The sequence below is a fragment of the Janthinobacterium sp. 35 genome, from assembly GCF_002754575.1.
In the GTDB taxonomy this organism is placed as follows: Bacteria; Pseudomonadota; Gammaproteobacteria; order Burkholderiales; family Burkholderiaceae_D; genus Janthinobacterium; species Janthinobacterium tructae.
The window spans coordinates 1,649,646-1,672,268 of record NZ_PEFN01000001.1; the positions used below are offsets into that span (position 1 = coordinate 1,649,646).

The following is a 22,623-nucleotide window of genomic DNA, read 5'->3' on the forward strand; positions in this document are numbered from 1 at the left end:
AAAATCCTTGTTTATAATTTTGCAACGATGGAGAACGAGAGATGGACAGCAAGAAGATAGATACCACCAACGACACGCAGTCGAGCCGCCGCGGCTTTCTCGGCAAGAGCGCCGCGCTGGGCCTGGCTGGCGTCACGCTGGGCCTGGCCGGCTGCAAGGAGGAAGTTGCCGCCGGCGGCAAGAGCGCTGCCGCACCGGCCGCACACCATGGCACCGAGATCGCGCCAGGCCAGCTGGACGACTACTATGCTTTCATCAGTTCCGGCCATTCGGGCGAAGCGCGGGTGCTCGGCCTGCCTTCCGGGCGCACGCTCAAGCGCATCCCGGTGTTCAACGTCGATTGCATGGTCGGCTGGGGTATTACCAATGAATCGAAAGCCATCATCGGCACCAAGCCCGACGGCACGCTGAAATACATCACCGGCGACACCCACCACGTCCACGGCAGCTACAAGAACGGCACGTATGACGGCCGCTGGCTGTTCATCAACGACAAGCTGCATTCACGCGTGGCGCGCATCCGCATGGACACCATGGAATGCGACAAGATCACCGAACTGCCGAATGTGGCCGGCTTCCACGGCCTGTTCCCTGACAAGCGCGATCCGGTCGACCAGAAGATTGACTACACCACCCGCGTGTTCTGCGGCGCCGAATTCCATATCCCGCTGCCGAACGACGGCCGCGACCTGGACAATCCGGACAAGTGGGGTGCGTTGTTCAGCTGCGTCAGCGCAGAGACCATGGAAGTGATGTGGCAGGTGCGCGTTGACGGCAATATGGATCTGTGCGCCACCTCGTACGACGGCAAGCTGGCCGCCTGCAACCAGTACAACGTGGAAAACGCCGCCGACCTGAACGGCATGATGGCGGCCGAGCGCGATGCCTGCGTGTTCCTGCATATCGAACGCGTCGAGGCCCTGGTCAAGGCAGGCAAGTTCACCACCATCGGCAGTTCCAAGGTCCCCGTGGTCGATGGCCGCAAGGCTGCCAACACCGATCCGAAAAGCGCGATCTCGCTGTACGTCCCGGTTAGCAAGAACCCGCATGGCGTCAACGCCAGCCCGGACGGAAAATACTTCGTCTGCTCCGGCAAGCTGTCGCCGACCGCCACCGTGATTGAATTGAGCAAGGTGCTGCAGTGGTTCGACGGTAACGTCAAGGATCCGCGCGACACCGTGGTGGCCGAACCGGAAATCGGCCTCGGCCCGCTGCACACCGCCTTCGACGGCAGGGGCAACGCCTATACCTCGCTGTTCCTCGACAGCCAAGCCGTCAAATGGAATGTGGATGCAGCCATTGCCCAGTTCAAGGGCGACAAAAACGCCAAGGTCATCATCGAGAAGCTGGACGTGCACTACCAGCCGGGCCATAACTACTCATCGATGGGTGAGACCAGGGAAGCTGACGGCAAATACCTTAACTCCGGCAACAAGTTCTCCAAGGACCGCTTCCTGCCAGTCGGCCCGCTGCATCCTGAAACCGAACAGTTGGTGGACATCAGCGGCGCCAGCATGAAGCTGATAGCCGATCACACTGCCTACCCGGAACCGCACGATGGCATTATCGTGCGCCGCGACGTGGTCAAGACGCGCCAGATCCACACCATGACCGACTTCCCGAATGCCGTCACGCCGGAAAACGCCGGCATCGAGCGCAAGGGAAACAAGGTGCATGTGCGTCTGATGTCGCAAGCGCCGGCGTTCAGCATGCCGGTCATCAAGGTCAAAAAAGGCGATGAAGTCACGCTCACCCTGACCAACTACGACAAGGTCGAAGATTTGACCCACGGTTGCGCCATCCCGACCTACAACATCAACTTTATCGTCAATCCGCAGGAAACCAAGTCGGTCACTTTCAAGGCCGATCACGCCGGTGCGTTCTGGTTGTATTGCACGCACTTCTGCCACGCCCTGCATCTGGAAATGCGTAGCCGTTTCCTGGTTGAAGCCTGAGCTGTCCAGCAAGTCCATGCCGGCTGATGCGTCAGCCGGCATGGCATATTCTCATGACGACTACTTTAAAAACCTTGTTCAATTCGCTGGCGTCGTGCTTGATGTTACTGGCTATGCTGGCGCCGCCCATCGCCGCCGCCAACATCTACGACGCTGAACTTTCCTCCGAACTGTTGCACGGCGCCGACCTGTGCGCGCATGCCGCCTGCCGCGACGTGATGCCGCAAGCGCAGCGCTTCTCGCAGCGCATGGGTTCTCCACGCTATGTGCAAGCGCTGGACGCTGGCGGCAAGCTCGTTGGCTACGTTTTCCTGTCAACCGACGTGGTGGACATTCCCGCCTATTCCGGCAAGCCAGTCATTACACTGATCGGCATGGACACCGCAGGCATCATTACCGGCGTGCGCGTGATCAAGCATTCCGAACCGATCCTGCTGGCCGGCATACCGGAATCGGCGCTGCTCAAGTTCATCGGACAATATGTCGGCCTGCGCGGTGACGCCAGGCTGGAAATTGGCCGTGGCGGCGATGGCAGCGTAGGATTGGACGCGATCAGCGGCGCCACCGTGACGGCCATCGCCGAGAACCAGGTAATTTCCCGCAGCGCCTATGAGATCGGCCGCCAGGTCGGCATCTTCACTGCGGCGGCGCGGCCGCCAGCCCGCTTCACGCCGCTCGACGAGCGCCTCAACTGGGGCAAGCTGGCCGACGAGGGCTCGGTCGGCCGCCTGACGATCACCGCGCGCGAAGTCGGCGCCGACAGCGCACGCGGCGACTACATCGATCTCTACTTCGGCTACCTCAACACGCCGACGCTGGGCAACAGCCTGCTGGGCGAGGACAACTACCAGCGCCTGATGCGCGACCTCAAGCCGGACGAGCATGCGATCTTCGTCATCGCCATCGGCCAGACCTCGTTCAAGGGCTCGGGCTTTGTGCGCGGCGGCATCTACGACCGCATCCAGGTGCGGCAAGATCCTGAAACCTACACCTTCCGCGATACCGACTATCTCAATCTGTATCACCTGCAGCCCGGCGATGTGCCCCAATACCGCGAATCGGGCATCTTCATCGTCCGCTCGAAACACTTCAATCCGGCGTGGCCTTGGACGCTGACGCTGCTGGTCAATCAGTTGGACGCCAAGGGCGCCAAGACCTTCACCCACTACGACCAGACATACTGGCTGCCGGCCCGCTATCTGGAAGGCGGCCATCCGAAAGTGGTGACGGCGCGCCCGGCGTGGCAAAACATCTGGCTGGACCGGATTGCGCAAATCGGCTTCTTCGTCGCCACCCTGTTGTTTACCGCCATCTGGTACGCACGACGCGACCGGCTGGTGCGTGCATCGACGCGCAAGCACAAGCCTTTGATCAGCTGGCCGCGGCTGGTGCTGTGGCTCATCAGCGCCGGCTTCATCGGTTTCTACCTGAAGGCACAGCCCAGCATCACGCAGATCATGACCTGGCTCCATTCGCTGATCCATCAATGGCGCTGGGAGCTGTTCCTGTCCGATCCGTTCATCTTTTTGTTCTGGTGGTTCATCATCATCACGGTGCTGATCTGGGGACGCGGCCTGTTCTGCGGCTGGTTATGTCCATTCGGCTCGCTGCAGCACCTGATGCTGAAACTCGGTTCCGCCATCGGCCTGAAACGCTGGCAGAAACTGCTGCCGAAACCACTGCACGACAAGCTGCGCTGGCTGAAGTACGCCATCTTCTTCGGCCTGATCGGCGTATCCCTGTTCTCAATGGAGACGGCCGAACATCTGGCCGAAATCGAACCCTTCAAGACCACTTTCCTGGTCGGCGTATGGAACCGCAGCTGGCCATTCTGGCTCTTTATCGGCGCCATTCTTGGCCTGTCGCTGTTCAGCGAACGCCCCTACTGCAAATACCTGTGCCCGATGGGCGCGGGTCTGGCGCTGCCCGGCAAGTTCCGTCTGTTCGGTCTGAAGCGCAAGGCAGAATGCACCAGCTGCCACGCCTGCGCCGCCGGTTGCGGCTCGCACGCCATCGACAGCCAAGGCAAAATCGATCAGATGGAATGCATGCTGTGCCTGGACTGCATGGTGATGTACTACGACGATCACGCCTGTCCACCCCTGGTGAAAGAGCGCAAGCGGCGCGCTGCCAAGGGCGAAGCGCTGACGCGTATCGGCGCCGACGGCTACTTCCTTACGCTCGACAGCTTGCGCTCAACGCTGCCGTCGCAAGGCAAGGAAGACGCATGATGCTGGCGCCTTCCGCCCTGCTGGCGCTGATGCGCGCGCTGGTGCTGGCACTCATACTGGCCGGCTATGGGCCGAGCCTGGCCGCCGCCGTGCTGGAAGTGGCGCCGGGCACGTCGATCAATGCGGCCATCGCCAGTGCGCAGAAAGGCGACACACTGCTGATCGCACCCGGCAGGTATAACGAACACGTGCTGGTCGACAAGGCGCTGACGCTGCAAGGGCGCAGCCATCCCACCATCAGCGGCCGAGGACACGGCGACACCATCCGCATCACCGCCCCCGACGTCACCCTGATCGGCCTGATCGTGATCGACAGCGGCGCGGACCTCACTGCGCAGAACGCCGGCATTTATATCGTGCCTGGCGCGCATCGCGTACAGATCAACAACTGTCGACTGGTCGCCAACCTGTTCGGCATCTGGCTGCAAGGCGTTGACGATGCGCTCTTGCTGAACAACACCATCACCGGCCGGCGCGACCTGCAATCGGCGCAGCGCGGCAATGGCATCCAGGTGTACGACACGCGCGGAGCGCGCGTCACCGGCAACGAAATCAGCGACACGCGCGACGGCATCTATGTCGACGTTTCGCGCGACGCGCAATTTCGCCACAACCGCATCCACCATGTTCGCTACGGCACGCACTACATGAACACCCACCACAGTACCTGGGAAGACAACGAGGTATATCTGAGCCGGGCCGGGCTGGCGCTGATGGAGGTGCGCAGCCTGACCGTGCGCCGCAATATCGCGTGGGGCAATACCGATCACGGCATCATGCTGCGCACCATCCAGGACTCGCTGATCGAAGACAACGTGGTGGCCGGCAACGACCGTGGTTTTTTCATCTATGACGCCGAGTACAACACGCTGCGCCACAACCTGATCATCAATAACCGCACCGGCGTGCACCTGTCGGCCGGCTCGTCGAACAACCAAGTCGATGGCAACGACTTCATCGGCAACCAGGAGCAGGTGCGCTTTGTTGCCGCGCGCGATGTCGAATGGGGCAAACAGGAAGGCAACTACTGGAGCAATTACAACGGCTGGGACCAGAACGGCGACGGCCAGGGTGACGTGGCGTATGAAGCGAACGACCTGGTTGACCGTCTGAACTGGCAATACCCGCTGCTCAAGCTGCTCGGCGCCAGCCCCGCGCTGCAGACGCTGCGCTTTGCCGCGCGTCAGTTTCCGCTGCTGCGCGCGCCAAGCGTAGTCGACCGCCATCCGCGCATGCGCCCGCTCTCACAGAATTGGAAGAAATGGAATGACATCGCTCCCCGCATCGAATACAACTGAAGCCGCCGTCAGCCTGCGCGGCATCCGGCATCGCTACGGCGCGCTCACGGTGCTGCAGGACGTCAGCTTTGACATCGCCCATGGCGCCATGTTCGGCCTGATCGGCCACAATGGCGCCGGCAAGAGCACGCTATTCAAGCTGATGCTCGGTCTGATCACGCCCTGCGCCGGCACGCTGCACGTACTGGGCCAGAACGCGGCCGAACCTGCCTTTCGCCAGACGCGCCGGCGCGTCGGCTATCTGCCGGAAAGTTTTCTCACCTACGATAACCTGAGTGGCCAGGAAGTACTGCACTTTTTTGCGGACTTGAAGCACATTGCGCGCGCTGCTTGCGCACCGTTGCTCGACCTGGTGGGCCTGACGCATGCCGCCGCGCGGCCGGTACAGGCGTACTCCAAGGGCATGCGCCAGCGGCTCGGCCTGGCGCAGGCTCTGCTGGGCGAGCCGGACCTGATCTTCCTCGATGAGCCCACCAACGGATTGGACCCGCAAGGCATCGCCGACTTTTACGCCATCTTGCGCACCGCGCAGGAACGCGGCGCCACGATCGTCATCACCTCGCACATCCTGGCAGAGATCGAGCACCGGGTCGACCAGCTGCTCATCATGCAAGGCGGCACGGTGGCCGCGCAAGGCACGCTGAGGCAGCTGCGGACGGGTACCCATGCGCCCCGGATGCTGACCATTACCGCCACGATTGCGCCTGCGCTGCAGGCGGGCGTGCGCGTGGCGCTGGCCGCGTTGCCGCTGGAGCTGGCGCTGGCGCTGGAGGTGCATGGCGAACAGCTGCACGTGCGCTGCGCCAGGGCCGACAAGATGGCGGTGCTGCGCCAGCTGGCTGCTTGCGCCGACGACATCGCGATTCAGGAATCGACACTGGAACAAGTATTTCTCGGCTACGGAGGCACCCATGCGCGCACGCATTGAATGGCGCCAGGTCGGCGTGCTGGCCGCAAAAGAATGGCGTGACCGGCTGCGCAACCGCTGGGTGCTGGCCGTGGCGCTGGTGTTTGCCTTCTTCGCGCTGGCCATCGCCTACTTCGGCGCAGCCCAGCAGGGACAGGTTGGTTTCCACGGCATCGACGCCACTATCGCCAGCCTGTCCAGCCTGGTGATCTATCTGGTGCCGCTGATCGCGCTGATACTCGGCTATGACGCGATTGTCGGCGAGCGTGAGCGCGGCACGCTGGAACTACTGCTGTCGATGCCGGTGACGCCGCTGGAAGTGCTGCTCGGAAAATATCTCGGCCTGGCGGCGGCGCTCACCAGCGCCACTGCGATCGGCTTTGGCGCCGGCCTGCTGCCGCTGTTCTCGCAACTGACTGTGGCCGAAGGCTGGCGCTACGCCCAATTCGTCGCCAGCGCCGTGCTGATGGGACTGGCCTTCCTCAGCATTGCCATGCTGGTATCGGTCAGCACCCGCGACCGCGTCCGCGCCAGCGGCATTGCACTGGCGCTGTGGTTCCTGTTCGTGCTGGTGTTCGACTTGCTGCTGATGGGGGTGATGGTGCTCAGCCAGGGCCAGCTCGGTAGCGGCCTGTTCGCCGCCATGCTGATGCTGAACCCGGCCGACGTATTTCGCCTGCTGAACGTGTTCAGCTCGGACCAGGCGCAAGCCATGTATGGCCTGGCCACCGTGATGCCGCAAGGCTGGACCCACCCGGCGCTGCTGTCGGGCGTGATGCTGGCCTGGATTTTTTTACCGTTTTCTATCGCACTCAGGAGATTTTCATGACTATTTTCCACCTGCGCAGGAGCGCGCTGGCCACACTGGCCACCCTTGCGCTGGCCGCCTGCACGTACAGCGCCACCAACCTGCCAGCCATTGATCCGTCCGACGAAGCCGCGTGTGCGCTGGACGGCATGCTGCTGCGCGACTTCCCTGGGCCGAAAGCGCAGGTTCGCTTCGCCGACGGCAAGACCAGCTACTTCTGTGACGTAAAAGAACTGCTCGGCGAAATGCTGGCGCCGGAACAGCGTCGCGCCACCAGCGCCTTCTACGTGCAGGACATGGGCAGCGCCAACTGGCAACAGCCGCAAGGCCACTGGATCGGGGCACACGACGCGCTCTATGTATTAGGCAGCAAGGCGCAGGGCTCGATGGGCCCGGCCATCGCCTCGTTCAGCCGGCAGGTAGACGCGGAAGCGTTTGTTCGCAAGGAAGGCGGCCGCGTGCTGCGCTTCAAGCAGATCACGCCGGCCCTGCTGAACGAAGCCAGCGGCGCCATGCCGACGCACGCCATGGCGCATTGAAGCACCACCGCCTGGGCCGGCATTGCCGTTCGGCGGAAAGCGCCGGTCCGTTTTTACCCCGGCATTTGCCGACTTACTTTTGAAAAGAGACAGACCATGAAGAAACTACTTGCACTGGCAGCAATGCTGGCAGCCATCACCTCTGCCACCAGCGCCGCCGCTGCGCCGGACGCCGCCAAGGTTGAGAAAACCTACTCCACCACCTGCCTGGCCTGCCACGGCAGCGGCATCATGGGCGCGCCCAAGGTTGGCGACAAGGCGGGGTGGAAACCGCGTATCGCCAAAGGCAAGCCGGCGCTGTACCTGAGCGCCATCAACGGCGTGAAAATGATGCCGCCACGCGGCGGCAATCCAGGCCTGAAGGATGATGAAATGAAAGCACTGGTCGACTACATGGTCGCCAAGAGCAATTAAGACTGCTGGCCGCCGCCTGCGCGCGGCGGCCACACCCGGAGACATACCATGTTCACCCGCACGCTGCTGGCGCTACTGCTGTTCCTGACTGCCTGTTCCGGCGAGGAACGCCTCTACAAAACCCGGGGCCACGTGTTCGGCACCACGGTCGACATCACCATCTACGGTGGTTCGCAGCAGCGCGCCGACCTGCTTGGCGCCGAGGTATTGAGAGAATTCGATCGCCTGCACCGTAAATTCCACGCGTGGGAGCCAAGCATGCTCACCGCCCTCAACGACAGCATCGCCAAAGGCGAGCCAATGCGCGCCGACGCTGAAATGGTCGGCCTGCTAAAATCGGCCGAGAAGCTGTCAGTGCGTTCCGGCCTGCTGTTCAACCCCACCATTGGGCATCTGATCAGGCTGTGGGGCTTTCAGAAAAACGACATCGGCGCGCAGGGACCGCCGGCCGCCGAGATCAAGCGCTGGGTCGACGCGCGGCCATCGCTGTCCGACCTGCGCTACAACGGCAACATCATCAGCAGCGTCAACCCTGCCGTCATGATCGACCTCGGCGGCTACGCCAAAGGTTACGCGCTCGACCGTGCCGCCGCGCTGCTGCGCGAAGCGCACGTCAAGGCGGCGCTGGTCAACATCGGTGGCAACGTCATCGCCATCGGCCAGCCCGGTGATCGACCGTGGCAGGTCGGCATCCGCGATCCGCGTGGCGCCGGGACAGTTGCGCAGATCGCTTTGCGCGACAACGAAGCGATCGGCACCAGCGGTGATTATGAACGCTACTTCATGAAGGACGGCAAGCGCCGCCCGCACATCATCGACCCGCGCAGCGGCTACCCGATCGATCTGGTCGCTTCGGTCACCATCATCGCCAGCGGCGGCCGCGACCCTGGCCTGCGCTCGGACGGCCACTCCAAACCGCTGTTCATCACCGGCCCCCGAGACTGGCAAGCGATGGCGGAAAAACTCGACCTGAAAGAAGTGCTGATGGTTGACGCCCAGCGCAATGTCCACATGACAGCAGCCATGCAAGCGCGCATTGCAGGTGCAGAGCGGCACGAGCACGCCGGGACCTGGCAAGCACGCGAGTGACGTCTACGACACCGGCAACAGCATCACCAGTTTCAAGTCGTGCTGGCGTGCCAGGTGCAAGGTCACCTGATTGAACTCCAGCAGCCCCTGCTGCGCATGCTGGAAGCGGCGCAATCCCCCATCGCGGCCCTGCACCTGCTGCGCGCCCCACCACTGGCGAAATTCGAGGCTGGCGCCGGCCAGTTCCGCGATCAGACCGGCCAGCGGCGCCTGGTCCGCCTGGCGGCCGATATCGGCGCGAAATTCCGCCACCAGGCGCTGCGCCCGTTCGGGCCAGCCGACGACCAGCGCGCGCGCCCCCGCCTCCAGGAACATGAAGCGCAGCTGGTTCGGTGCAGCCGCGTCGTCATGCAGCCAGCCCGTGAACAAGGCGGACGCCGCCCCGTTCCACGCCACGGCATTCCATGCGCGGTCGAGGAAATATGCAGGCGCGTCGATGGCGGCGACGATGGCGGCCAGCTCGGCGGCTGCCGGCCCTCCGCCCTCGCCTGTGCCATGGCTGGGATCATGCTTGTCGGCCACCTCGAACAGATAGGCGCGCTCGGCCGCGCTCAGCTGCAGCACCTGCGCCAGACGGGCCAGCATCTTGGCCGACGCCGACACGGGCCGCCCCTGCTCCAGCCACGTCAGCCAGGTGGGACTGACATCGCACAGCTGCGCCAGTTCTTCGCGCCGCAAGCCTGGCGTGCGACGGCGCCCACCTCCAGGCAAGCCGGCCATGGCGGGGGTGACGGCTTCGCGCCGGGCGCGGATGAATTCAGCGAGCTTGTTCGACATCAGATACCTGCATGGTAGTAGATATACCAGTATAAGTTATGGTCTTGTTACAGGATAATTTTATCCCTATTCTGCAGGAACTCACCCATCAACAGGAGAAAACCATGCAGCAGCACGATGTCGTTACCGAACAGTTTGGCAAGACGGCGAATGCCTACCTGAGCAGCGCGGTACACGCGCAAGGCGCCGACCTGGTGCTGATGCAGGAATGCGCGCGCCGCCATGGCAAACCGGTGGTGCTGGACCTGGGCTGCGGCGCCGGCCACGCCAGCTTCGCCGTCGCTCCTGTGGCGCAATCGGTCATCGCGTATGACCTGGCGCAGCCCATGCTCGACGTGGTCGACTGCGCCAGTGTGCAGCGCGGCTTGCACAACATCCGCACGCAACAGGGCGATGTGGCCCGTTTGCCGTTTGCCGACGCCAGCTTCGACATGGTCGTCACGCGCTTTTCCGCGCACCACTGGAACGACGTGGCGGGCGCGCTGGCGGAGGCCTGGCGCGTGCTGCGCCCGAATGGCACCTTATTAGTCGTCGACATCGTCGCACCGAAAACGGCCCTGTACGACAGCACCCTGCAAGCGGTGGAAATGCTGCGCGACGCGTCGCACGTGCGCGACTACCGCAGCTGCGAGTGGGGCGCCAAGTTCGATAACGCGGGCTTTACGCACAGCTTGCGCAGCGTATGGAAGCTGACGATGCAGTTCGACGAGTGGGTGGCGCGCATGCGCACGCCGAACGAGCGCGTCGCGGCCATCCGCAACCTGTTCGATGGCGCACCCGAAGAAGCGCGCAGATATTTTGCGCTGCAGGACGATTATTCGTTCAGCATCGATGCGGCCATGTTCGAGGCGACGAAACCGTCGGTGCAATAAAAAAACGGCGCCGATGGCGCCGTTTTTATTGCGTAGGTTGGATTAGCGCGTAGCGCGTAATCCAACAATGCCAGAGCAAACGCGGTGCGAACGCAGCTCGTCGGCTTACGCTGCGCTAAGCCGACCTACGCCGACCTGCACAGGCCCACCCAAGCCACACTCTGCTTAGGCCAGTTGGCCCAGCAAGGTTTCCGCATTCGACACTTCAAACTTGCCGCCCTGCTCGACGTTCAATTGCGTCACGACGCCATTGTCGACCAGCATCGAGTAGCGCTGCGAGCGCGTGCCCATGCCGTGCTTGGAAAAATCGGCGTCCAGGCCCAGGGCCTTGCTGTAGGCGGCATTGCCGTCAGCCATCATGCGTACCACGCCGGTGGCTTTCTGGTCGCGGCCCCAGGCGCCCATCACGAACGCGTCGTTGACGGAGATGCACCAGATTTCATCGACGCCTTTGGCTTTCAGGTCGGCAGCGTGCTGCACGTAGCCTGGCACGTGCTGTGCGGAGCAGGTCGGGGTGTAGGCGCCTGGCAGGCCGAAGATGGCGATCTTCTTGCCCTTGACCAGGTCTTGCACGTTGAACGTGTTCGGGCCCAGTGCGCAACCTTCGGTTTCGCTTTCGATGAATTCGGCCAGGGTGCCTTCTGGCAGGGTGTCGCCGATCTTGATGGTCATGTTGACTCCTTGTGTACTGTCGGTTGAGGATGCTGCCGGCATGATGCCGACACTGCGCAATAGTATGCCTGACTTGCCGTATTTGTGCAGAAAGTGGCCGCAAAGGCAAAGGCAAAAGTCAAAAAACGGCAAAAAAACGGCGACCCTCAGGCCGCCGTCATCCTTGCTTGCATCAGACCACCTTAATCAGCCTGTTTGCGCAGGAAGGCTGGAATGTCATACGTTTCCATGCCATTCTTTTCCATCGCGCGCACCTGCTCGGAAGCCGATTCGCGGCGCCATACTGCCGGCGCCTTCATGCCGTCGAAACCGGCTGCCGGCGTAGCCACGCCAACCGTCGTCGTCGTCGCTTGCGCGCTACCCATGGCAGCCGACGGGATCAAAGGGCTGTTGTGGGTGCCGGTGCGCAGCACTTGCTGCGGTACCAGCTGGATGTTTTTCTTCGCGCGGCCCAGACCCGTGGCCACCACGGTGACGCGGATGTCGTCGCCCATGGCGTCGTCGTAGGCGATGCCTTGCGCGATCGACGCGTCCGGCGCGGCAAACGCGCGCACGGCAGCCATGACTTCCTTGATCTCTTTACCCTTCAAGCCACGGCTGGCCGTGACGTTGACCAGCACGCCGCGCGCGCCGGACAGATCGATACCGTCCAGCAGCGGCGAAGCGACAGCCTGTTCGGCGGCGATGCGCGCGCGGTCGACGCCGGAAGCGGTCGCCGTGCCCATCATGGCCTTGCCCTGCTCGCCCATGATGGTTTTCACGTCGTTGAAGTCGACGTTGATATGGCCAGGCACGTTGATGATCTCGGCAATGCCGGCCACCGCGTTGTTGAGCACATCATCGGCGTGCTGCATCCATTCCAGCATGCTTTCGTCTTCGTAGATCTCTTCCAGTTTTTCATTCAGGATGATGATCAGCGAATCGACGTGCAAGGAGAGCTGCTCCAGGCCTTCGTCGGCGATGTCCATGCACTTCTGGCCTTCGTACGAGAAGGGCTTCGATACCACGGCGACCGTCAGCGCGCCCAGTTCCTTGGCCACTTCGGCCACGATAGGAGCGGCGCCCGTGCCCGTGCCGCCGCCCATGCCGGCAGCGATGAAGACCATGTGCGCGCCGCGCAGCGCGTCGGCGATGCGCGCGCGCGATTCCTCGGCCAGCTGGCGGCCGACGGCAGGCTTCATGCCTGCGCCCAGGCCGGTATCGCCGATCTGGATGATGTTGTGCGCCTTCGATGTCGACAGGGCCTGTGCGTCGGTGTTGGCGGCAATGAACTCCACACCCGACATGCCTTTGTTGATCATGTGTTGGACTGCATTGCCACCCGCACCGCCGACGCCGACGACCTTGATGACGGTACCTATAGCTGTGTTATCGACCATATCGAACTCCATGATGTGCTCCTATCAGATGCGGTTTCCAAGCGCCAGGCCTCATATTGGTAGGAGAACTGGAGATTGAAAACTGCGGTTAAATATAAAATAAAGTTATGTGTGTGTACCTGCGATGCTGCCAAAAAACCTGTGCTGCCGGGCTTGAAGTACGCCCTTAAAAATTACCTAAAAACCATTCCTTCATGCGCTGCCAGACTGCCTTCACCGAGCCGTCCTGACGCGTCACAATGTGGCCGCGCAGGTATTGCTTCTTCGCTTCAAGCAGCAGGCCCAATACCGTGGCATAGCGCGGACTGCGCACCACGTCGGCCAGCTGGCCCCGATACTCGGGCGTGCCCAGGCGCGCCGGTTTCAGGAAAATGTCTTCCGCCATTTCCACCATGCCGGGCATGATGGAAGTGCCGCCCGTGAGCACGATGCCCGACGACAGCACGCCTTCATAACCGGATTCGCGCACCACCTGGTGCACCATCGCGAACAGCTCCTCGACGCGCGGCTCGATCACTGCCGCCAGCGCCTGGCGCGACAGGTTGCGCGGGCCGCGGTCGCCCAGGCCAGGCACTTCCAGCGATTCGCCAGGGTCGGCCAGGACCTGCTTGGCCACGCCATAGCGGATCTTGATTTCTTCCGCTTCCGCGGTCGGGGTACGCAAGGCCATGGCGATGTCGTTGGTGATCTGGTCGCCGGCGATGGGAATGACTGCCGTATGGCGGATCGCGCCATCGGAAAATACCGCCACATCGGTCGTGCCGCCGCCGATGTCGATCAGCACCACGCCCAGCTCCTTCTCGTCGGGCGTGAGCACCGCATCGGCCGAAGCCATCGGCTGCAGGATCAGGTCCGACACTTCCAGGCCGCAGCGGCGCACGCACTTGACGATGTTCTGCACTGCCGACACGGCGCCGGTGACGATATGCACCTTCACCTCCAGGCGGATGCCGCTCATGCCAATAGGCTCGCGCACATCTTCCTGGCTGTCGACGATGAACTCTTGCGGCACCGTGTGCAGCAATTGCTGATCGGTCGGAATGTTAACCGCTTTTGCCGTCTCGATGACGCGCGCCACGTCGGTGGCCGTCACTTCCTTGTCCTTGATGGCCACCATGCCGCTGGAATTGAAGCTGCGGATATGGCTGCCCGCAATGCCCGCGTACACATTGCGGATCTTGCAGTCAGCCATCAGCTCGGCCTCTTCCAGCGCGCGCTGGATGGATTCCACCGTGGCCTCGATATTCACCACCACGCCCTTTTTCAGGCCCTTCGATTCGTGCTGGCCCAGCCCGATCACTTCGTGGCGTCCGTCGGACATCACTTCGGCTACCACCGCCACCACTTTCGAGGTGCCGATGTCGAGGCCGACGATCAGGTTTTTCGCGTCTTTTGTCATTTCTGTCGCCTAGTTTTTTGGGCTATTGTTAAATTGATTATTCGGTTAAGTCGGTTTTTTAATCGGACTGCCATTTTTCTTCCTGATCGCTGGCGCCGGCCTGCCATCCTTGCCTTCGGCCGGTATCACCAGGCCGGCGGAACTGAGCGCCAGGCCATTCTGGTAGCGCATATCGATCGTGTCGATATTCTCCAGCCGGCTCGCCAGCTGCGGGTAGATGCCCACCAGCCGGTCGACCCGCGCCTTCAGGGTCGTATGATTCTGCTCGCGCCCCAGCGCCACGCTCATGCCGTTATCCAGTTTCACGGTCCACGCATAGCGGCTCGACAGCGACAGGGTTTCCGGCACCATCTTCAGTGGCGCAAACCACTTTGCCAGCTGCACATAGGTGGCGAGTACTTCCTTCTCGCTGCCATCGGGGCCGGCGAAGGCCGGCAATTCATGGTCGTCTTCGGCTTCGGCCACATTCGCCGTAAACACGTCGCCCTTGACCGACAGCAGGCGTCCATCCTCGCCCCAGGTGCCCAGCGCTTCGTGTTCTTCCAGCGCCACGATCAGCTGGTTCGGCCACTCGCGTCGCACGCTGGCGCGGCGCACCCATGGCACCGATTCGAACACGCCACGCACGCTTTCCAGATTGGTCGTGAAAAAATTGCCCTTGATGCGGCCCAACGTGCCACTGCGCAGGGTCAGGTAATTCACGTGACGCAGGCCCTTGTCGTCCGCACTTTCCACCTTGATGGTGCGCAGGTCGAACATGGGACGCTGCGACACCCACCAGACGCCGGCGGCCACGCACACGACCAGCACCGCGGCCAGCAAGCCGTTGGCAGTCGTATTGAGGCTTTTAGCGTCATGCCACATATCAGTGCTGTCCCTTGTGCATTTTCAGACGCGCGCCGGCGACGATTTCCAGGCACAGGTCTTCATAGCTGATGCCCACCGCGCGCGCCGCCATCGGCACGAGCGAATGCCCCGTCATGCCGGGCGAGGTATTGACTTCCAGCAGGAACAGCTTGCTGTCGGCCGCGCGCATCAGCACATCGACCCGCCCCCAGCCTTCGCAACCGAGGGCACGGTAGGCAGCTACGGCGATGCGCTCCATTTCCGCCACGATCGCCTGGTCCAGCTGCGGCGGACAAAAATACTGCGTATCGTCCGTGAAGTACTTGTTCTGGTAATCGTAATTGCCTTGCGGCGCGACGATTTCAATCGGCGGCAGTGCGCGCGCCGTGGCGCCCTGGCCCAGGATCGCGACGGTAAATTCGCGGCCCTTGATGAATTCCTCGGCCAGCACCGAATCATCGAGACCGGCGGCGATATCGTAGGCCGCCTGGAAGGCCGATGCTTCGTTGACGGTCGTGATGCCGATGCTCGAACCCTCATGCGGCGGCTTGACGATCAGCGGCAAGCCCAGTTCAGCCGCCACCTTGGCCAGGTCGGAGCTGTCATCGAGCACCGCGTACTGCGGCGTCGGCAACTGGTGCATCAGCCAGATCATCTTGGTATAGACCTTGTCCATGCCCACCGCGCACGCCATCACGCCGCTACCCGTGTAAGGGATGCCCAGCTGCTCGAGCGCGCCCTGCAGGCTGCCGTCTTCGCCGAAACGGCCATGCAGCGCGATGAAGACGCGGTCGAATTGCTCGGCAGCCAGTTCGGCCAGGCTGCGTTCACCCGTGTCGAACGCATGCGCGTCCACGCCACGGCTTTTCAGAGCGGCAAGTACGCCCGCGCCGGACATCAGCGACACTTCGCGCTCGGCCGAGCTGCCGCCGAACAGGACGCCGACTTTGCCCAATTGTTTAACGTCGATAGCTGAAGCTTGGTTCACGTCAGGCCTTTGCAGTGTGAGATTGATACGTTGTCAGTTGTTGCGGGATGCCGCTGATCGAGCCGGCTCCCATGGTCAGCACGACGTCACCGTCGCGCGCCACGCTCATGATGGTGTCGGCCATGTCCGTCATGGACTCGACGAAAATCGGTTCGATCTTGCCGCGCGCGCGCAGCGCATGCGCCAGGGCGCGGCCGTCGGCGGCGACGATAGGCGCTTCGCCTGCCGCATACACTTCGGACAGTAGCAGCACGTCGGGCGCACCGAGCACCTTGACGAAATCCTCGAACAGGTCGCGCGTGCGACTGTAGCGGTGCGGCTGGAAAGCCAGCACCAGGCGACGGCCAGGATAGGCGGCGCGCGCAGCGGCCAGGGTCACTTCCGTTTCCACCGGATGGTGGCCGAAATCGTCGACCAGCGCAAAGCTGCCGCCATTCGGCAGCGCCACGTCGCCATAGCGCGTGAAGCGGCGGCCCACGCCGGAAAACTCCGCCAGGCCTTGCTGGGTGGCGCTGTCGGCGATGCCGATTTCGCGCGCAATGGCGATCGCCGAGCAGGCATTTTGCACATTGTGCATGCCAGGCTGGTTCAGCACCACGTCGAGATCAGGATAGCCATCCTGCAGCACCGTGAAATGCATTTCCAGGCCCACGGCACGCGCGTTGATGGCGCGCACTTCGGCGTCCTGCGCGAAGCCGTAGGTGGTGACCGGCTTGGTCACGAACGGGATGATGGCGCGTACGTGCGGATCGTCGATGCACAGCATGGCGCGGCCATAGAAAGGCAGACGGTGCGTGAACTGCACGAACGCCTGCTTGAGCTTTTCGAAATCGTGCTCGTAGGTGTCCATGTGATCGGCGTCGATATTCGTGATCACTTCGATCATCGGCGTCAGGTTCAGGAACGAAGCGTCCGACTCATCGGCTTCGGCCACCAGGTAGTCGCCCGAACCGAGCTTGGCGTTCGCGCCGGCGCTGGTCAGGCGTCCACCGATGACAAAAGTAGGATCGAGGCCGCCCTGCGCCAGCACCGAAGCGACCAGGCTGGTCGTCGTCGTCTTGCCGTGCGTGCCGGCGATGGCGATGCCGCGTTTCAGGCGCATCAATTCACCCAGCATCACGGCGCGCGGCACCAGCGGGATCTTGCGCGCACGCGCTGCCACCACTTCCGGATTGTCTTGCGGGACGGCGCCCGAGGTCACGACCGCATCGGCGTCGCCGATATTCTCGGCCGCGTGGCCGAGCATGACAGTCGCGCCCAGGCTCGCCAGGCGCTGCGTCGCCGCATTGCTGCCCAGGTCGGAGCCCGACACCTTGTAGCCCAGGTTGACCAGCACTTCGGCGATGCCGCTCATGCCGCTGCCGCCGATGCCGACAAAGTGGATATTGTTTACTTTATGCTTCACAGAGCTAACCTCATGCCAGTTTTTCCAATACGTGTGCGATCGCCTCATTGGCGTCGCGCTTGCCTGCTGCCAGTGCCGCCTGCGCCATGTGCTGGCAGGTATCGCGCGTCAAGGACGCCAGCAGGGTGCTCAGCGACGCCGCACTCATTTCCGTCTGCGGCAGATGAATCGCCGCGCCTTGTTTGGCCATCCATTGCGCGTTATCGCGCTGGTGACTGGTGGTCGACGCCACCAGCGGCACGAGCACGCTGGCCACGCCGGCCGCCGTCAATTCCGACAGGGTGATCGCGCCAGCGCGGCAAATCACCAGGTCGGCCTCGGTATACGCCTTGGCCATGTCGTCGATGAAGTCGACCACATTGGCTTGCACGCCCGCCTGCGCATACGCGGCATGCAGGGCGTCGATATTCTTCTTGCCCGACTGGTGCGTCACCAGCGGACGTTCTCCCTCCGGCATCAGGGCCAGCGCGGCAGGCAAATTGTCGTTCAGCGCTTTCGCACCCAGGCTGCCGCCCACCACCAGGATGCGCAACGGCCCGCTGCGGTCCGCAAAGCGGAGCGCCGGCGGCGCCATGGCGAGGATCTCGGCGCGCACGGGATTGCCCGTGACGACGGCCTTGCCGGCGGCGCTGCCAAAATCGGCGGGAAAGCCGAAGCACACCTTTTGTGCCAGCGGCACCAAGGTCTTGTTCGACAGCAGCAGCGCCGCATCCGCATTGACCAGCACCAGCGGCACGCCCTTCAGGCGCGCCATCAGGCCGCCCGGCACGGTCACGTAGCCACCCATGCCCATCACCACGTCCGGCTTGCGGCTGGCGATGAAACGGCGGATGGCAAAAAAACTCGCCAGCATCTTGAAGCCGCCTTTGACCGTATGCGCCAGGCCCTTGCCGCGCATGCCGGAAAATTCAATGGCGTCCATGGGAATGCCGCTCTTCGGCACCAGTTCCTGCTCCATGCCATGGGTCGTGCCCAGCCAGCTCACTTCCCAGCCGCGCGCGCGCATGGTCTGCGCAATCGCCAGGCCAGGAAAAATATGGCCGCCGGTGCCGGCCGCCATGATCATCAGTCTTTTCGTCGTTTTCAAGTTCGTCACGTTATTCATAGCCGGCCTCCGCGCATCAGGATCCGGTTTTCGTAATCGATGCGCAGCAAAATCGCCAGGCCGATACAGTTAATCAGTACGCCCGTGCCGCCATAACTCATCAGCGGCAAAGTCAAGCCCTTGGTCGGCAGCAGGCCCAGGTTCACGCCCATGTTGATGAAGGTCTGCACGCCGATCCAGATGGCGATGCCTTTCGCCGTCAGGCCCGCGAAGGTCTGGTCGATGGCGATCGCCTGGCGGCCGATATCGAACGCGCGCTTGATAATCCAGTAGAACATGCCGATCACGATCAGCACGCCCACCAGGCCCAGTTCCTCGCCGATCACGGCCAGCAAGAAGTCCGTATGCGCTTCGGGCAGGTAGTGCAGCTTTTCCACGCTGCCGCCCAGGCCCACGCCAAACAGTTCGCCGCGCCCGAAGGCGATCAGCGAGTGCGTCAGCTGGTAAGCCTTGTTCAGCGCATTGTCTTCCTGCCAAGGATCGAGATACGCAAAAAACCGCTCGCGGCGGAATTTCGACAAAGCGATGATGGTGACGAAGATCGCCGTCAGCATGGCGCCGATGCCGCCGAACCAGATGGCGTTGACGCCGCCCAGGAACAGGATACCCATGGCGATGCAGACGATCACGCCGAACGCGCCCAGGTCGGGCTCCATCAGCAGCAGCAGGCCGACGAAGCTCACAGCCAGCGCCATCGGCATGAAACCCTTGGTCAGCTTGTGCATGTATTCCTGCTTGCGCACGGTGTAATCGGCAGCGTACAGCACCATCACCACCTTCATCAGCTCGGACGGCTGCGGCCGCAGGCCCGGCAGGTTCAGCCAGCGGCGGCCACCGTTGACCGACACGCCCAGGCCCGGTATCAGCACCATCACCAGCAGCACCAGGGTGCCGATGAACAGCCACGGCGCCATCTTTTGCCAGGTAGCGACGCGGATGCGGAACACCAGCGCGGCGGCGATGATCGATATACCGATGAACAAGGCCTGGCGTACGACAAAATAATTGTTGGTGTAGGCGGCGAACTTGCGCGCGTCCGACAGCGAGATCGAGGCCGAATACACCATCACCATGCCCAGCAACATGAGCAGCAGGACGACCCACACCAGCGGCTTGTCATAGTCCATCATCTTCGATTGCCGCGCGCGGCTATCCAGCGGCTTGGCAGCCGAGCCGGAACCAAAGCTGAAGGGCAGTTGGAAGGCCATCAGATATCCTGTCCGTTTTCCAGCGCGATGTCGCGCACGGCGTCGACAAATACCTGCGCGCGGTGCGCATAGTTCTTGAACATGTCCAGGCTGGCGCAGGCGGGCGACAGCAGCACGGCATCGCCGGCCAGCGCCAGGCTGCTGGCGCGCTTGACGGCTTCCGGCAAGGTGGCGCAGTCGATAATGTCCACGCCAGCCGGCGCCAGAGCAGCGCGCAGCGCTGGCGCATCGCGGCCGATCAGCACCACGGCACGCACGTAGCGCGACACGGGTTCAGCCAGCGGCGAGAAATCCTGCCCCTTGCCGTCACCGCCTGCGATCAGCACCAAACGCTGTTGCGCACCGCCAAACGCCTTGCCCAGGCCGAACAACGCAGCCACTGTCGCGCCCACGTTGGTGCCCTTGCTGTCGTCGTAGTATTCGACGTCACCCACGGCCGTGATCAGCTCCACGCGGTGCGGCTCTCCCTGGTACTCGCGCAAGCCATGCAGCAGCGGCGCGAACGGCAGGCCGATGGCGCGGCACAGGGCCAGCGCCGCCAGCGCATTCGAGGCATTGTGCTGGCCGCGGATTTTCAGCGCATCGGCCGGCATCAGTTTTTTCGCCATCGTCGGCACCGGTTCCGGCGCCGGATCGTTCTTCCTGCGTTTTTTCTCGATCACTTCTTCGCTGGGCACGGCTTGCGCCAGCCAGAAGATGCCCCGTTCATTCACCAGGCCAAAGCTGTCGACTTCCACCGGTTCGCCCGTGCCGAAGGTGATCGTCGCGGCCAGCGGATCGGCCATGTGCATCACTAACGCATCGTCGCGGTTCAGGATGCGCACGGTCTGTTCGCCGAAGATGCGTGCCTTGTCGCTCGCATAGGAGGCCATGTCGCCATGCCAGTCCAGGTGATCCTGCGACAGATTCAGAACCGTGGCCGCATCGGCCTGCAGGCTGAACGTCGTGTGCAGCTGGAAGCTGGACAGCTCCAGTATCCACGCCTGCGGCAAGCTGCTGGCAACCGGTTCCGCCGCTTCAGCTTCTGCATCGACCGGCAGCGGCGCTGGCTCGGCATCGAGCACCTCGCGCAGCACGTCCAGCGCGGCCGGGCTGATATTGCCGGCCACGCGCGTGGCCAGGCCGGCGCGTTCGCACAGCAGGCCCACCAGGCTGGTGACCGTCGTCTTGCCGTTGGTGCCCGTGATGGCGATGACTTTCGGCGCATAGCCGCGTTCCGCCTTGAGTGCGGCCAAGGCTTGGGCGAACAGTTCGATCTCGCCCCACACGGGGATATTTTTCTCCGCAGCGGCAGGTGCAATCAGCGCCAGTTCGCGGCCCGGCGCCAGGCCGGGGCTGACGGCGACAAAATCGACGCCATCGAGCAGCTCGGCCGTGAAGGCGCCGGCGATGAACTGCGCCTGCGGCACGGCGGCCTGCAGCGCAGCCAGGCGCTCAGGGGTTTCCCTTGTATCGGCCACGCGGACTAGCGCACCGCTGCGGGCCAGCCACAGGGCCATGGCCAGGCCCGACTCCCCAAGGCCCAGTACCAGTGCGGTTTTAGCGTCGTACATCATCAGCGCAGCTTCAAGGTGGTCAGGCCGAGCAGCACCAGCATCATGGTGATGATCCAGAAACGCACGACAACCTGCGTCTCTTTCCAGCCTTTTTGTTCAAAATGGTGATGCAGTGGCGCCATCAGGAAAACGCGGCGGCCCGCGCCATAGCGCTTCTTGGTGTACTTGAACCAGACGACCTGGATGATCACGGACAGCGTTTCGACGACGAAGATGCCGCCCATGATGAACAGGACGATTTCCTGGCGCACGATGACAGCCACGGTGCCCAGCGCGCCGCCCAGGGCCAGCGCGCCCACGTCGCCCATGAACACTTTCGCGGGGTGCGTGTTATACCAGAGGAAGGCCAGGCCGGAACCGGCCAGCGCGCCGCAGAAGATCACCAGTTCGCCGGCGCCTGGAATGTGCGGAATGAACAGGTAGCGCGCATACGTGGCGTTACCCGTCAGGTAGGCGAACAGGCCCAGGGCCGTGCCCACCATCACGGTCGGCATGATGGCCAGGCCATCGAGGCCATCGGTGAAATTGACGGCGTTGCTGGTACCGACGATGACGCAGTAGGTCAGCGCGATGAAGCCCCACACGCCCAGCGGATAGCTGATGGTCTTGAAGAACGGGACGATCAGGTCGGCTTTCGGCGGCAGGTCCATGGCGAAGCCGGACTGCACCCAGGCGTAGATCAGATTCCACACGTGGCCCGCGTCGGGTTCCGATACGGAGACAGAAAACGCCAGGTAAAACGCGGCGACGATGCCGATCAGCGACTGCCAGAAGTATTTTTCGCGCGAGCGCATGCCTTCCGGGTCCTGGTGCACCACCTTGCGGTAGTCGTCGGCCCAGCCGACGGCGCCAAAACCGAGCGTGACGATCAGGACGGGCCAGATGAAGCGGTTCGACAGGTCGGCCCACAGCAGGGTGGAAATGCCGATGGCGATCAGGATCAGCACGCCGCCCATGGTGGGCGTGCCGTGTTTTTTCAAGTGCGTCTGCGGGCCGTCCGTGCGCACGGCCTGGCCGACCTTCATGCGCGTGAGCATGCGGATCACGGCAGGACCGGCGCACAGGCCGATCAAAATCGCCGTCAGCGTGGCAAAGACGGCGCGGAAAGTGATGAAGTTAAAGACCCGCAATGGGCCAATGTCGTCCTGGAAATAATGAGCGAGCCAGAGCAGCAT

Annotated in this window: 20 protein-coding genes; 9 read left to right on the forward strand and 11 right to left on the reverse strand. The window is 63.0% G+C overall.

Annotated features, from left to right (window positions below; all coding sequences use genetic code 11):
* Window positions 1–41: 41 nt before the first annotated feature.
* The 8 genes from nosZ to CLU93_RS07430 all read left to right on the forward strand — a co-directional run bounded on the left by nosZ (window position 42) and on the right by CLU93_RS07430 (window position 9,241).
* On the forward strand, window positions 42–1,955 hold the full coding sequence (gene nosZ, locus CLU93_RS07395; RefSeq protein ID WP_099760587.1) for a TAT-dependent nitrous-oxide reductase: 1,914 nt from the start codon (window positions 42–44) through the stop codon (window positions 1,953–1,955).
* Window positions 1,956–2,008: 53 nt separating this feature from the next.
* Window positions 2,009–4,186, forward strand: a complete 2,178-nt coding sequence (locus CLU93_RS07400; RefSeq protein ID WP_099760588.1) for a NosR/NirI family protein — start codon at window positions 2,009–2,011, stop codon at window positions 4,184–4,186.
* A gap of 29 nt (window positions 4,187–4,215) precedes the next feature.
* Entirely contained in the window at window positions 4,216–5,484 is a 1,269-nt protein-coding gene (locus CLU93_RS07405; protein WP_099764282.1) for a nitrous oxide reductase family maturation protein NosD, read from the forward strand.
* Entirely contained in the window at window positions 5,453–6,412 is a 960-nt protein-coding gene (locus CLU93_RS07410) for an ABC transporter ATP-binding protein (RefSeq protein ID WP_099760589.1), read from the forward strand. Before CLU93_RS07405 ends, CLU93_RS07410 begins: the two co-directional genes overlap by 32 nt.
* Window positions 6,396–7,220, forward strand: a complete 825-nt coding sequence (locus CLU93_RS07415) for an ABC transporter permease (protein ID WP_207780972.1) — start codon at window positions 6,396–6,398, stop codon at window positions 7,218–7,220. The genes CLU93_RS07410 and CLU93_RS07415 overlap by 17 nt, the downstream gene beginning before the upstream one ends.
* Window positions 7,217–7,738, forward strand: coding sequence for a nitrous oxide reductase accessory protein NosL (locus CLU93_RS07420; RefSeq protein ID WP_099760590.1), 522 nt, complete (start codon window positions 7,217–7,219; stop codon window positions 7,736–7,738). The genes CLU93_RS07415 and CLU93_RS07420 overlap by 4 nt, the downstream gene beginning before the upstream one ends.
* A 96-nt stretch (window positions 7,739–7,834) precedes the next feature.
* Window positions 7,835–8,152: a c-type cytochrome gene (locus tag CLU93_RS07425; protein WP_099760591.1), complete on the forward strand. Its 318-nt coding sequence runs from the start codon at window positions 7,835–7,837 to the stop codon at window positions 8,150–8,152.
* Between the two features lie 48 nt (window positions 8,153–8,200).
* The gene (locus tag CLU93_RS07430; protein WP_099760592.1) at window positions 8,201–9,241 is read left to right on the forward strand and encodes an FAD:protein FMN transferase; all 1,041 of its coding nucleotides are present in this window, start codon (window positions 8,201–8,203) and stop codon (window positions 9,239–9,241) included.
* A 3-nt stretch (window positions 9,242–9,244) separates the two neighbouring features.
* On the opposite strand, the gene CLU93_RS07435 is transcribed toward CLU93_RS07430, so the two are convergent.
* Window positions 9,245–10,018 carry a helix-turn-helix transcriptional regulator gene (locus CLU93_RS07435; RefSeq protein WP_099760593.1) on the reverse strand — a complete coding sequence of 258 codons (774 nt, stop codon included), beginning with the start codon at window positions 10,016–10,018 and terminating at the stop codon, window positions 9,245–9,247.
* Between the two features lie 104 nt (window positions 10,019–10,122).
* Between CLU93_RS07435 and CLU93_RS07440 the strand changes: the two genes are divergently transcribed.
* Window positions 10,123–10,890, forward strand: coding sequence for a class I SAM-dependent methyltransferase (locus CLU93_RS07440; protein WP_099760594.1), 768 nt, complete (start codon window positions 10,123–10,125; stop codon window positions 10,888–10,890).
* Window positions 10,891–11,055: 165 nt separating this feature from the next.
* Here CLU93_RS07440 and CLU93_RS07445 read toward each other — a convergent pair whose 3' ends face one another.
* The 10 genes from CLU93_RS07445 to mraY all read right to left on the reverse strand — a co-directional run bounded on the left by CLU93_RS07445 (window position 11,056) and on the right by mraY (window position 22,623).
* The gene (locus tag CLU93_RS07445; protein ID WP_058050716.1) at window positions 11,056–11,562 is read right to left on the reverse strand and encodes a peroxiredoxin; all 507 of its coding nucleotides are present in this window, start codon (window positions 11,560–11,562) and stop codon (window positions 11,056–11,058) included.
* Between the two features lie 182 nt (window positions 11,563–11,744).
* Complete coding sequence (gene ftsZ / locus CLU93_RS07450; RefSeq protein WP_099760595.1) at window positions 11,745–12,953, reverse strand: cell division protein FtsZ; 1,209 nt, start codon at window positions 12,951–12,953, stop codon at window positions 11,745–11,747.
* A 154-nt stretch (window positions 12,954–13,107) separates the two neighbouring features.
* On the reverse strand, window positions 13,108–14,340 hold the full coding sequence (gene ftsA / locus CLU93_RS07455) for a cell division protein FtsA (protein WP_010394955.1): 1,233 nt from the start codon (window positions 14,338–14,340) through the stop codon (window positions 13,108–13,110).
* A gap of 45 nt (window positions 14,341–14,385) precedes the next feature.
* The gene (locus CLU93_RS07460) at window positions 14,386–15,204 is read right to left on the reverse strand and encodes a cell division protein FtsQ/DivIB (protein ID WP_099760596.1); all 819 of its coding nucleotides are present in this window, start codon (window positions 15,202–15,204) and stop codon (window positions 14,386–14,388) included.
* A gap of 1 nt (window position 15,205) precedes the next feature.
* Complete coding sequence (locus CLU93_RS07465) at window positions 15,206–16,174, reverse strand: D-alanine--D-alanine ligase (RefSeq protein WP_099760597.1); 969 nt, start codon at window positions 16,172–16,174, stop codon at window positions 15,206–15,208.
* Window position 16,175: 1 nt separating this feature from the next.
* On the reverse strand, window positions 16,176–17,579 hold the full coding sequence (gene murC / locus CLU93_RS07470; protein WP_099760598.1) for a UDP-N-acetylmuramate--L-alanine ligase: 1,404 nt from the start codon (window positions 17,577–17,579) through the stop codon (window positions 16,176–16,178).
* Between the two features lie 10 nt (window positions 17,580–17,589).
* Window positions 17,590–18,684, reverse strand: coding sequence for an undecaprenyldiphospho-muramoylpentapeptide beta-N-acetylglucosaminyltransferase (gene murG, locus CLU93_RS07475; RefSeq protein ID WP_099760599.1), 1,095 nt, complete (start codon window positions 18,682–18,684; stop codon window positions 17,590–17,592).
* The gene (gene ftsW / locus CLU93_RS07480) at window positions 18,681–19,892 is read right to left on the reverse strand and encodes a putative lipid II flippase FtsW (RefSeq protein ID WP_099760600.1); all 1,212 of its coding nucleotides are present in this window, start codon (window positions 19,890–19,892) and stop codon (window positions 18,681–18,683) included. The genes murG and ftsW overlap by 4 nt, the downstream gene beginning before the upstream one ends.
* Entirely contained in the window at window positions 19,892–21,448 is a 1,557-nt protein-coding gene (gene murD, locus CLU93_RS07485) for a UDP-N-acetylmuramoyl-L-alanine--D-glutamate ligase (protein ID WP_099760601.1), read from the reverse strand. Before murD ends, ftsW begins: the two co-directional genes overlap by 1 nt.
* Window positions 21,448–22,623 carry a phospho-N-acetylmuramoyl-pentapeptide-transferase gene (mraY, locus tag CLU93_RS07490; RefSeq protein WP_071079386.1) on the reverse strand — a complete coding sequence of 392 codons (1,176 nt, stop codon included), beginning with the start codon at window positions 22,621–22,623 and terminating at the stop codon, window positions 21,448–21,450. The genes murD and mraY overlap by 1 nt, the downstream gene beginning before the upstream one ends.